This is a genomic window from Proteiniphilum sp. (assembly GCF_034331125.1).
Lineage (GTDB): Bacteria > Bacteroidota > Bacteroidia > Bacteroidales > Dysgonomonadaceae > Proteiniphilum > Proteiniphilum saccharofermentans.
This window is the reverse complement of sequence record NZ_JAXQGC010000045.1, coordinates 62,381-74,087: the sequence shown is the minus strand read 5'-3', so window position 1 is coordinate 74,087 and position 11,707 is coordinate 62,381. Positions and strand designations below refer to the sequence as shown.

At 48.1% G+C, this 11,707-nt stretch carries 9 protein-coding genes; 6 read left to right on the top strand and 3 right to left on the bottom strand.

Translation table 11 applies throughout. The annotated features are described in order from the left end of the window. The first annotated feature begins 201 nt into the window (after nt 1–201). The 6 genes from pnp (at nt 202) to U2P89_RS11210 (ending at nt 8,039) form a co-directional block, all read left to right on the top strand. Complete coding sequence (gene pnp / locus U2P89_RS11235) at nt 202–2,367, top strand: polyribonucleotide nucleotidyltransferase (RefSeq protein ID WP_092119473.1); 2,166 nt, start codon at nt 202–204, stop codon at nt 2,365–2,367. 328 nt (nt 2,368–2,695) lie between these two features. After that, complete coding sequence (locus U2P89_RS11230; RefSeq protein WP_322191444.1) at nt 2,696–4,297, top strand: thiamine pyrophosphate-dependent enzyme; 1,602 nt, start codon at nt 2,696–2,698, stop codon at nt 4,295–4,297. A 63-nt stretch (nt 4,298–4,360) separates the two neighbouring features. Beyond that, the gene (locus U2P89_RS11225) at nt 4,361–4,936 is read left to right on the top strand and encodes an indolepyruvate oxidoreductase subunit beta (protein WP_092026866.1); all 576 of its coding nucleotides are present in this window, start codon (nt 4,361–4,363) and stop codon (nt 4,934–4,936) included. A 1-nt stretch (nt 4,937) separates the two neighbouring features. After that, the gene (locus U2P89_RS11220; RefSeq protein ID WP_322191443.1) at nt 4,938–6,242 is read left to right on the top strand and encodes a phenylacetate--CoA ligase; all 1,305 of its coding nucleotides are present in this window, start codon (nt 4,938–4,940) and stop codon (nt 6,240–6,242) included. Nucleotides 6,243–6,306: 64 nt separating this feature from the next. Further along, nucleotides 6,307–6,732 carry an ACT domain-containing protein gene (locus U2P89_RS11215; RefSeq protein ID WP_019537793.1) on the top strand — a complete coding sequence of 142 codons (426 nt, stop codon included), beginning with the start codon at nt 6,307–6,309 and terminating at the stop codon, nt 6,730–6,732. A 107-nt stretch (nt 6,733–6,839) separates the two neighbouring features. Continuing rightward, nucleotides 6,840–8,039: a PLP-dependent aminotransferase family protein gene (locus U2P89_RS11210; RefSeq protein WP_313381072.1), complete on the top strand. Its 1,200-nt coding sequence runs from the start codon at nt 6,840–6,842 to the stop codon at nt 8,037–8,039. A gap of 41 nt (nt 8,040–8,080) precedes the next feature. Here U2P89_RS11210 and U2P89_RS11205 read toward each other — a convergent pair whose 3' ends face one another. From U2P89_RS11205 to U2P89_RS11195, 3 genes are all read right to left on the bottom strand, one after another. Beyond that, a complete protein-coding gene (locus U2P89_RS11205) occupies nt 8,081–9,220 on the bottom strand; it encodes a sodium ion-translocating decarboxylase subunit beta (RefSeq protein WP_409568046.1) in 1,140 nt (379 codons plus the stop codon). Between the two features lie 72 nt (nt 9,221–9,292). Then, entirely contained in the window at nt 9,293–11,212 is a 1,920-nt protein-coding gene (locus U2P89_RS11200) for a biotin/lipoyl-containing protein (protein WP_322191442.1), read from the bottom strand. Nucleotides 11,213–11,233: 21 nt separating this feature from the next. Continuing rightward, nucleotides 11,234–11,500, bottom strand: a complete 267-nt coding sequence (locus U2P89_RS11195) for an OadG family protein (RefSeq protein WP_076929312.1) — start codon at nt 11,498–11,500, stop codon at nt 11,234–11,236. Nucleotides 11,501–11,707: the final 207 nt, after the last annotated feature.

The following is an 11,707-nucleotide window of genomic DNA, read 5'->3' as shown; positions in this document are numbered from 1 at the left end:
TTTTTTATCTCTTATCCTCTGATTATCAACTTCATTTTTAACTGCGAAACATCAGAAAGTAATAAATTACACTCTTTTCCGGGAAACAGGAATGCCAGATTAAGGCAATTCCTGTTTTTTATAGTCCCGAATGCTCCAAGAAACCAAAACTTTATGTACCTTTGAGGGATTTTATGCAAAGAAAATAATAACTTATCATTTATGACGAATCCAATTGTAAAGCAAATCGAGTTGTCAGACGGACGCACGATTACGCTGGAAACGGGGAAACTGGCTAAACAAGCCGATGGCTCCGTCACCCTCCGTATGGGTGACACCATGCTGCTGGCCACTGTTTGTGCCGCCAAAGATGCAACCCCCGGAACTGATTTTATGCCCTTACAGGTTGAATACAGAGAAAAATTTGCCTCATCCGGGCGCTTCCCGGGTGGTTTTATGAAACGTGAAGGAAAACCTTCCGATTCAGAGGTGCTGACCAGCCGGTTGATTGACCGGGCACTGCGTCCCCTTTTCCCAGATGATTACCATGCCGACGTTTTTGTAAATGTAATCCTCTACTCCTCCAACGGCGAAGATATGCCCGACGCATTGGCCGGACTGGCCGCTTCTGCTGCGTTGGCCGTTTCGGACATACCTTTCAACGGGCCGATCTCGGAAGTACGTGTGGCACGTATCAATGGACAGTTCGTGATCAATCCTACATTCAAACAATTGCAACAGGCCGATATCGATATCATGGTAGGCGCTACCATCGACAATATCATGATGGTGGAAGGCGAGATGAATGAAGTATCTGAAGCAGAAATGCTCGAAGCCATCAAATTTGCGCACGAGGAGATCAAAAAACATTGCCGTGCACAGATGGAACTGACCGAGATGGCAGGAAAAACGGTAAAACGCACCTACTGCCACGAAGAGAACGACGAAGAACTCCGCAAACAAGTATGGGATAAATGCTACCAAAAAGCTTATGCTGTAGCCTCTTCACAGAATCCAAACAAACACGAACGGATAGAAGCATTCGAAGCAATCCTGGAAGAGTTCATGGAAACGCTCCCCGAAGAAGAAAGAGAAGAGAAAAAATCTCTGGCAGGTCGTTACTACCATGCCGTGGAGAAAGAGGCAATGCGTCGTTGCATCCTTGATGAAGGAAAACGTCTCGATGGCCGCAGCTCCACTGAGATCCGCCCCATCTGGTGCGAAGTGGATTTTGTACCCGGGCCTCACGGATCAGCACTCTTCACGCGTGGTGAGACACAGTCGCTGACAACTGTCACACTGGGCACCAAATTGGATGAAAAAATTATAGACGATGTGCTGGTACATGGTACTGACCGTTTCCTGTTACATTATAACTTTCCACCTTTCTCCACCGGAGAAGCCCGTCCGCAACGCGGTACAGGCCGTCGTGAGATAGGACATGGCAATCTGGCGCATCGCGCACTCAAACGGATGATCCCGCAAGGATATCCCTATGTGGTACGCGTGGTGTCGGATATCCTGGAATCAAACGGTTCTTCCTCTATGGCAACTGTCTGCGCCGGCACATTGGCGATGATGGATGCAGGGGTAGCCCTTAAGAAACCGGTGAGCGGCATCGCCATGGGATTGATCTCGGAGAACAAAGGGCAGAATTTTGCCGTTCTTTCCGATATCTTAGGTGACGAAGATCACTTAGGCGATATGGACTTTAAAGTGTGCGGCACCAGAGACGGTATTACCGCCACACAAATGGATATCAAAGTGGACGGGCTCTCCTACGAGATCCTTGAAAAAGCACTGGCACAGGCCAAAGCAGGACGCGAACACATCATGGGGAAAATGATGGAAACCCTCTCAGAACCCCGTGCCGACCTGAAACCGCATGCTCCACGGATTGAAGTGATCGAGATCCCGAAAGATTTCATTGGTGCCGTAATCGGCCCGGGTGGAAAAATTATCCAGGGGATGCAGGAAGAGACCGGCACCGTCATCACCATCGAGGAAATCGACAACAAGGGACGCGTGGAAATATCTGCCAACAACAAAGCCTCTATCGATGCTGCCATGGCAAAGATCAAAGGTATTGTGGCCATTCCCGAAATCGGGGAAGTCTACGAAGGGACTGTCCGTTCAGTAATGCCATACGGTGTTTTCGTCGAATTCCTTCCCGGAAAAGACGGACTCCTCCATATCTCCGAAATCGAATGGAGACGGTTAGAGAAAGTGGAAGATGCAGGTATCAAGGAAGGTGATAAGATTCAGGTGAAACTGATGGATATCGACCCGAGAACCGGTAAATTCAAACTGTCACGTAAAGTATTATTGCCCCGTCCCGAAAGGCCTGAACGCCCCGAAAAAAGCGGTAACCAGGGTATAGAGTATTAAACAGACAACATATTTATAGTAAAAGCGAGCCTTTTCCGGGTTCGCTTTTTTTGTGTTTTTCCAAAACATAAATCCTGTTTATTGTTTGTTTATCTTAGTATTATCACTATTTCTGGATGATATGATATATATTAAGAACAATAAAAAAAGAATATAAAATCGCTATAAGGAACAAAGTATATTTAGAATCATTCTAATTTTGAAAATTTAAAACTTTATGGGCTTATTTTTTGTACATTTGCAACTTGAATCTTTGATTTTTGAATAAAAACACACTATTAGGAGGTTTTTTGTATAATTCACAATCTGCAAAAACCTACTGAAAAATATGTACAAACAACTATTACTGGGAGCCGAAGCCATTGCGCAGGCAGCGCTGGATGCCGGAATATCCGGGGTATATGCTTACCCGGGCACTCCTTCTACGGAAATTACGGAATTTATACAACAGTCAGTACAGACCAACGGAGCAGAGGTGCGGTCGGCATGGGCGACGAATGAAAAAACAGCGTTCGAAGCCGCATTGGGAATGTCATACGCGGGGAAACGAAGTCTGACCTGCATGAAGCATGTAGGATTGAACGTGGCTGCCGATGCATTCATGAACGCGGCCATTACCGGTATACACGGGGGATTGGTAATAGCCGTGGCGGACGATCCTTCGATGCACTCGTCGCAAAACGAACAGGATAGCCGCGTGTATGGCAAATTCGCCATGATCCCTATACTGGAACCTGCCAACCAGCAGGAAGCCTATGATATGGTACGCTACGGATTCGACCTGTCGGAAAGGACGGAATTACCGGTGATGCTGCGTATCCCTACACGACTCTCCCACTCACGTGCGGCAATCATGCGCAGGGAACCACGGGAACAAAACGGATTGTGCCCTTCCGGAGATAAGGGAAAATGGATCCTTCTGCCGGCAAACGCCCGGAAAAACTACCAACACCTGCTCGAAAAACAACAGGAACTGGCAGCTTCCTCGGAATTATCGGATTTTAACCGGGTAACAGAAGGGGAAGGTCACACGGCTGTCATCGCTTTCGGTATTGCCTACAATTATGCCATGGAAGTGATCAAGTCGTACCGGCTCCATATCCCGGTGCTTAAAATATCACAATACCCCCTGCCTGAAAAGAAAATAAAAGAATTTGCAGAGAGATATTCCTCCGTGCTCATTGCTGAAGAAGGATATCCCGTCTATGAAGAACTACTGAAGGGATATTTCGGAAATGGGAAATTCCGGGGACGGTTAGACGGGGCGTTGCCCCGCACAGGAGAACTCTCTCCTAACCTGCTGGCCCAAGCGCTGAAAGTGGATACGGGGGAAATACGGACTGTGCCCGGGATCGTAACGGGACGGCCGCCTATGCTATGTAAAGGCTGTAGCCACAGGGATCTGTTCGACGCCATCAACCGTGTAATGGAAAATTATCCGGAACACCATGTCTTCGGGGATATCGGATGCTACACCTTAGGGGCGTTGCCCCCCTACAACGCCATCAGCACCTGTGTGGACATGGGTGCGGCCATTACCATGGCAAAAGGCGCTGCCGACGCAGGAATACGACCGGCCTTGTGTGTAATCGGGGATTCTACCTTTACCCATTCGGGAATGACAGGGTTGCTCGATGCGGTGAACGACCGGTCGCCCATGACCGTCATCATATCCGACAACGGTACTACGGCAATGACAGGAGGCCAGGATTCGGCTGGCACAGACCGCTTTTACGATATATGCAGGGGAATCGGCGTGGAGGAAGAGCACATCCGGTTAATCGTACCATTGAAAAAAAACCTCGAAGACAACGTAAAAACACTGAAAGAGGAACTCGACTATCAGGGTGTTTCCGTGATCATCGCGCAACGGGAATGTGTGCAGACAGCGAAAAAAAGTGAAAAACGAAAAGTGAAAAGTGGAAAGTGAGAATTGGGATATCGGATTTGACAATCAATCTCTTTCAATCTGAATCAATCAAAAGGGTAAAGAATGAACAAAAATATCATTATTGCAGGTGTCGGGGGCCAAGGGATACTTACCATTGCGTCGATCATCGACCTGGCGGCAATGAACCTGGGGCTGAACGTAAAACAAGCTGAGGTGCACGGTATGAGCCAGCGCGGCGGTGCGGTGGAATCGCACCTGCGTATCTCGTCGGAAGAGATCTTTTCGGATCTGATCCCGCTCGGCAAAGCAGACCTGATCCTGTCGATCGAACCCATGGAGGCACTCCGTTACCTCCCTTTCCTGTCGCCCACGGGCGTTATCGTCACCGCCACCGAACCTTATAAGAATATTCCCGACTATCCGGATGAGGAGAAACTGATGGAGACCATCAGCGAATCGACCGTATATCTTCCTGTAGAAGCCGGATCACTGGCAAAAAAGGCGGGAAGTCCGAAAACTTTTAATGTGGTTATGCTGGGAGCTGCTTCCCCTTATCTGGGGATAAAGGCAAAGGAACTGGAAAAAGCGATCGGGCTGTTTTTTGAGAGAAAAGGAGAAGAAATAATCGATATGAATATAAAAGCATTCAGGCTTGGAAAAGAATATGCGTCGGAATAAGATGATTTGGAACCCCGAAAGGGAATGTGCGGAAAGAGAACAGATGCACGCGCTGCAAAGCAGGCAACTCTCTGCCATGATACAACGGATGTACGACCACGTGCCGTTTTACAGAGAACAACTGAAAGAGAGAGGAATTGAACCGGGCGATATACGGAGCGTGGATCAGCTGAAATTGCTTCCGTTCACTACCAAAACCGATCTGAGGGAGAACTATCCGTTCGGACTCTTCACCGTGCACCAGAATGAGGTGGTACGGATACATGCTTCAAGCGGCACAACAGGAAAACCAACAGTGGTAGGTTACACCCAGCAGGATATCAATATCTGGGCGGAAGTGGTGGCGCGCAGCCTGACTATGGCGAACATCCACTGTGGCGATACCATTCAGATAGCCTACGGCTACGGCCCCTTCACCGGAGGATTGGGGCTGCACTACGGCGCCGAGAAAGTGGGAGCGACGGTCATTCCTATATCGAGCGGCAATACAAAAAAACAGTTGCAGTTCATGACCGATTTCAATGCCACCATTCTGGCATGTACACCGTCGTACGCAGCGCATTTGGGTGAAAGCATCCTGAAAGAGGGGATCTCACCCAAGGATATCAAACTGCGGGCAGGTGTCTTCGGTGCAGAGCCGTGGTCGAACGAGATGCGCAGGGAGATAGAAAAGTTACTGCACATTAAAGCATACGACATTTACGGCCTGAGCGAAGTGATCGGACCGGGTGTCTCTATGGAGTGCGAGTGCCAGTGTGGGAACCATGTCTTCGAAGATCATTTTATCCCGGAGATCATCCATCCCGAAACACTGGAGGTACTGCCGGACGGGGAAATGGGTGAACTGGTATTCACTACGGTAAGTAAAGAGGCAATGCCCCTGCTGCGCTACCGGACACGCGACCTTACACGGTTGCACCGGGAGAAATGCGACTGCGGGCGGACGCTGGTACGTATGGAGAAATGCCTGGGACGTACCGACGACATGCTGATCATCCGCGGCGTGAACGTTTTTCCCTCGCAAGTGGAATCGGTATTGATGGAGATGTCCGAGACCTCACCCCATTATCAACTTATCGTCCGCAGGGAAAACAATCTCGATACGCTGGAAGTTCTGGTGGAGATCGATGAGAAGAACTGGTCGGACAGCATCCGCGAACTGGAAGGGATCCGGCGACGCATCGATCAGAATATCAAAAGCCTGCTGGGGATCAGCGCGATCATCAGATTAGTGGAACCCAACAGCATAGAGCGTTCCGAAGGAAAAGCAAAACGGATTATCGACCATAGGAATAAGGGTGTGTGAGATAAATTATCAACCATTTTTGAATTCATTACCAAATCACCAAATTACCAAAATAATCAACAGGATGCATATTCAACAATTATCTGTTTTTCTGGAAGACCGGTCGGGAAGGCTTACGGGGTTAACCCGTATTCTGGCCGAACATGATATAAACATTACTGCGCTCAACCTGGCCGAGACAACGGATTACGGCATTGTGCGCATGGTGGTGGGAAGGCCTGCACTGGCAAAGGAAGTACTGGAAAAAGCAGGATTTTCGATCGGACTGACCGACGTAGCCTGCGTGAACATACCCGACGAGCCGGGTTCGCTTTATCAGATATTAAAGATACTCACTGAAGAGAATATCAATGTGGACTATATGTATGCTTTTTCAAACCGTGATGTGGCACTGGCAGTCATCCGCACAGCAGATATATCCGCCGTAACCGAGGTACTGGAAAATAGAGGTGTGAAACTACTGTCCCAATGTGATATTTATCAGCTTTGAGCAGATTTCATATTCAAGATTCAAGATTCAAAATTCAAAATTTAAGATTTAAGTCCACACAAATTTGTAATTATCAACTGTCAAGTGTCAACTATCAATTATCAACTATGACCCGATTCGCAAACAGTGTCACTAATCTTCGCTCCTCAGAGATACGAGACCTGATGAGCCTCGCTACGGCTCCCGATATAATCTCTTTTGCCGGTGGTATGCCTGGAAATGAACTGTTCCCACTCGAAACGATCGACCGGATTTATCAATCACTCACCGAAAAGGAAAAACAGACAGCATTACAATATGGACCGACCACAGGATTCCCTTCGTTGATGGAATCATTATCAGGCTACCTGGAAAAGAAAGGGTTACCGGTAAAATCCAACCGACTGATAATCACTACAGGAGCATTGCAGGCCATCCATATCCTTGCAAAGGCGTTTATTGATCCCGGAGATCCGATACTGGTGGAAACACCCAGCTTTATCGGGGCACTCTCCGCCTTCCGCGCCTACGAGGCAAACCTGATCTCCATCCCACTAAAAGAGGACGGAATGGACACCGAAGAACTCAAAAAGAGACTCAGCTCCACCCTACCCGCTCCCAAATTCCTCTATTACACGCCCAACTTCCATAATCCCGCGGGAATTATCTACTCACGGAAGGTGAAGCAAGAGATCGTGGTCCTATTGAAAGAGAGAGATATCCCCATCATCGAAGATGATGTCTACAACGACCTCTATTTTTATGAGGAGGACCTGCAGGAAATGCAGTTGATCAAGGCGGAAGACCCGGAAGGGGTCGATGTTTGCTATATCGGATCATTTTCCAAGATCCTGGGTCCCGGCTTGAGACTGGGATGGATGCTGGTGCCGGAAGAGATCTACCGGAAATGCGAACTGATCAAACAATCGATCGATGCCTGTTCACCCAGTATATCACAAATGCTCGCCGATAAATTTATACGGCGGGGAGATATCTACAATTATACGGCAAACATAAGGGAAGAATATAAAAAGCGCGGACTGGCCATGATCGGGGCGCTGGAGGCATTCCTGCCGGACTATGTGACTTTCGAAAAGCCACGCGGAGGATTCTATACCTGGCTGCAATTACCCGAAGGTAGCAATGCTACCGCTATCCTGAAAAAAGCGATTGAGAAAGGGGTAGTCTTTGTGACGGGAAAAACTTTCGATCCCGACGGCATTAAGAATGATTGTATGCGGGTATCGTTCTGTAATACTGATGTGGAAACCATCCGGCGGGGTGTACCACTGATTGCCGAGGCTATTAAAGAAGTGTGCGGCCCGTGAGCCGCACACCATATAATTAATTACAATTTTAGCCGTTTTTATCAACCTAAAAACGAGATCAATACACCTGCCGCCACGGCCGAGCCGATCACGCCGGATACGTTGCTGGCCATACAGTACTGCAGGATATGATTCGACTTATCGTATTTCAATGCCACATCATTGGCTACACGAGAGGCCATGGGAACAGCACTCAGTCCCGTGGCACCCACAAGGGGATTGATTTTTTTCTTCGCAAACAGGTTGTATAGTTTCACAAAAAATATCCCGCCGGCTACCGAAACGGCAAAAGCAAGGAATCCCCCTACAATAATACCCAGTGTCTGGCCTGAGAGGAATACTTCCGATGTCATGGTAGCCCCTACGGTCAACCCCAGAAAGATGGTAGCAGTGTTCATGATGGGGCCGGAAGCTGCCTCCGCAAGTCGGCCTGTATTGGCGCCGATTTCCTTCACCAGGTTACCGAACAGCAACATCCCCAATAACGGTGCTGAAGAAGGTACGAAAACCGCCACAATTACTCCCAGCACGATCGGGAAAATGATCTTTACAATCTTCAGATGCTTGATATCATGCTTGGGCGGATATTGTTTATCCATCTTCTTCATATGAATTTTAAACTCCTTCTCGGTCATCAGCAATTTAGCCACCGCCGGGATGATCACAGGCACTAAAGCCATATAGGAATAGGCAGCAATAGCAATAGGGCCTAACAAATGGGGAGCCAGCTTAATGGTGGTATAGATGGCCGTGGGCCCGTCGGCACCACCGATAATTCCGAGGGAAGCGGCTTCAGGCAGTGTAAAACCCATGATAACGGCGGCAAGCAATACCGAGAAGATACCGATCTGTGCCGCACCACCGAACAATGCGAGTTTCAGGTTACGCAGCATTGGCCCGAAATCGGTAAGCGCACCCACTCCCATGAATATGACAGGCGGCAGGATACCGGTCTTGATCAACGCGTAATAGAGGAAATTCATAATACCGTGCTGGTCAGCGATCTCAAGCAGGTTCATATAACTACCGTCGGCATGATGCACCAGGGCACTGTCCACTATGCCAAGCCCTGCGCCGGGCAGGTTGGCCAATAACACACCAAAACCGATAGGGACAAGCAGAAGCGGTTCATACTCTTTAAAGATACCGAGATACAATAGGACAAATGCGATCACCCACATCAGGATGGTCTCCCAACCTATCATGCTGAATCCCATCATTTCTGTCAGACTGGCAAAGATTTCACTCATTTCTTATACCATTTTAATGAGTACATCATCTTCGTCTACTGCAGTGCCGTTGGGGAAGCAAATCTCCGTCACTTTACCGCTTTCTTCAGCAGCCACGGCATTATAAGTCTTCATCGACTCGATATAACCGATAATATCGCCTGCCTGCACAGTATCCCCTACCTTCACCGCAGTTTCCGAAGAATCTTTGGTAAGGAAGAATTTCCCTTCCAGCGGCGAAACCACCTCTTTTACCTGTCCATTAGAAGAGAGTGGTGTCGCATTTACTGCGGTTGGTTGCTTTACAGGAGCGGTTGACTGAACGGCGGGTTGTGGCAGAGACGTTCCATCCCCGTTTCCGGGATAGGATATATTCACTACATACTCTTCATTATCAATATTGACGACCAGCGTTCTGGGTTGGAAACTATTGACATTGGTTGCCTCCGCTTTTGGAGGTACCGGAACTACCGATGCTTCTTTTTCTGCTTTTTTATCAGCCAATTCGGCTTCGAAAGATTTCTTGGCATCACCCGACTTATAGGCTCTGTATTGTTCCGGATGCATGGCTAATTCGAACAACTCTTCGTCGTCCTGTCCAAAATCCCAATTATTTCCCTTCATCTCTGCACGGAACTCATCCAACTGATCAGGATAGAGTGCCTGCGGATCGCCGGTATAGAACTCACGACCCTGCTGTTTCGCCATCTCCACTATTTCCGGAGCCAGCTCGCCGGGGAGTTTACCCGACTTACCCAGGATCATGTCCCAGATATTATCAGCGATCATCGTCCAGCGGTCTTTGCCTTTTTCAAGCTGTAATACGTTCATCAGCGCCAGGTTCTTGACATACTGGCTGAACGGTGTGACAAGCGGCGGGTACCCTATCTTGGGCCATACATAAGTCACTTCATCAAACAGTTTGATTAACAAATCGTCCTGCGTGAGTTTCGGCTGTCCGTGCTTCTTCTTCCACTTGTTGAGAGAAGAAAGGTTGTTCTCCAGATCAGCCATCAGGCTGCCCATCATGCCACCGGGTAATCCGGGTGCGATCAGCAGTGAGTTATTCAACCGGTTTTTCGGGTTGATGTAATAACCGAGAAAATCGTCAATATACTTCTGCGTGAGAGAACGCACTTTCATATAAGCTTTCATATTGATCTCCGGCACCTTGAAACCGGCGTCCTTAAGCATAGCCTGTACTGCCAGCACGTCAGCATGTCCTGTCCCCCAGGCCAGCGGCTCCATACCCACATCAATATATTCCGCACCGGCATAGGCAGCTTCGAGGATGGAAGCCATCTGGAAACCGGGACCGGCATGGCCGTGGTACTGGATAGGTATATCGGGATGTTTCTCTTTGATTTTTTTGATGATCTTGCCGATACTTGCGGGACGTCCCACACCGGCCATATCCTTGACACAGATCTCATCAGCACCCATCCCGATCAGGGTATCAGCCAACTCAGTGTAATATTCTACCGTATGAATGGGCGATACCGTCAGGCTGAGCGCAGCCTGGGCAATCATCCCTGACTCTTTGGCGAATTTAATGGAATTCTCTAAATTACGGGGATCATTCAGTCCGTCGAATGAACGGGCAATATCGGTTCCCTGTTTCTTCTTCACCCGGAACATCAGCCTGCGCACATCAGCCGGTACCGGGCTCATACGTATTCCATTCAATCCCCGTTCCAGCATATGCGTTTGTATACCCGCATCATTAAAGGGCTGCGTCCATTCACGTACGGCTTTGTTGGGGTTCTCCCCGAACAGCAGGTTGATCTGCTCAAAACCACCGCCGTTTGTCTCCACCCTGGCAAAACAACCCATATCAATAATTGCAGGAGCTACCTCCGTGAGCTGCTCTACAGTGGGAACATATTTACCGGACGATTGCCACATGTCCCTGTACATAAGACTGAATTTTATCTCTCTTCCCATATTAAAAATGTATTTTTTGATTTATTTCTTCCCTATGGATTCCACATTGGCTTTTCCCTGTGTCACCACATCCACGGCTGCCACAATGGCTGCAAGTTTCTTAGAATGAACCCTCTTTCCTGCAGTACCTCCATTTCCGGGCTTACCTGCCGACGGATCTGCCACCGGAATAAAACGATTGGTGAGGCGAATCACCAAATTACCAATCACTACAACCAGCCAAAGAATAATAAAGACAGTAACCATTCCTACCACCAATAGGCCTAATGCCGTATTCAGATTTTCCATATATACCTTTTTTTAACCCAAAAGATGACAACCTAACAAAATTAAATTGAAAGGATTAGGGCAGATTTAACACAAGAATGTAAATTTCGAATTCCAAAAATACGAAAAATATCTGATTTATTGCACAAAAAACTACACTTTGCGCAATTTAAGGATTGTTTAACGTGATTTTAATATCCTCAAGGAGCATACAACCCGGGGTATATG

What these genes read in the sequence shown, in the direction of transcription:
- U2P89_RS11210 (WP_313381072.1), top strand. Translation starts at nt 6,840, where the DNA reads ATGACCCGATTCGCAAACAGTGTCACTAATCTTCGCTCCTCAGAGATA.
- U2P89_RS11205 (WP_409568046.1), bottom strand. Translation starts at nt 9,220, where the DNA reads ATGTGGGTGATCGCATTTGTCCTATTGTATCTCGGTATCTTTAAAGAG.
- U2P89_RS11220 (WP_322191443.1), top strand. Translation starts at nt 4,938, where the DNA reads ATGATTTGGAACCCCGAAAGGGAATGTGCGGAAAGAGAACAGATGCAC.
- U2P89_RS11230 (WP_322191444.1), top strand. Translation starts at nt 2,696, where the DNA reads ATGTACAAACAACTATTACTGGGAGCCGAAGCCATTGCGCAGGCAGCG.
- pnp (WP_092119473.1), top strand. Translation starts at nt 202, where the DNA reads ATGACGAATCCAATTGTAAAGCAAATCGAGTTGTCAGACGGACGCACG.
- U2P89_RS11200 (WP_322191442.1), bottom strand. Translation starts at nt 11,212, where the DNA reads ATGGGAAGAGAGATAAAATTCAGTCTTATGTACAGGGACATGTGGCAA.
- U2P89_RS11215 (WP_019537793.1), top strand. Translation starts at nt 6,307, where the DNA reads ATGCATATTCAACAATTATCTGTTTTTCTGGAAGACCGGTCGGGAAGG.
- U2P89_RS11225 (WP_092026866.1), top strand. Translation starts at nt 4,361, where the DNA reads ATGAACAAAAATATCATTATTGCAGGTGTCGGGGGCCAAGGGATACTT.
- U2P89_RS11195 (WP_076929312.1), bottom strand. Translation starts at nt 11,500, where the DNA reads ATGGAAAATCTGAATACGGCATTAGGCCTATTGGTGGTAGGAATGGTT.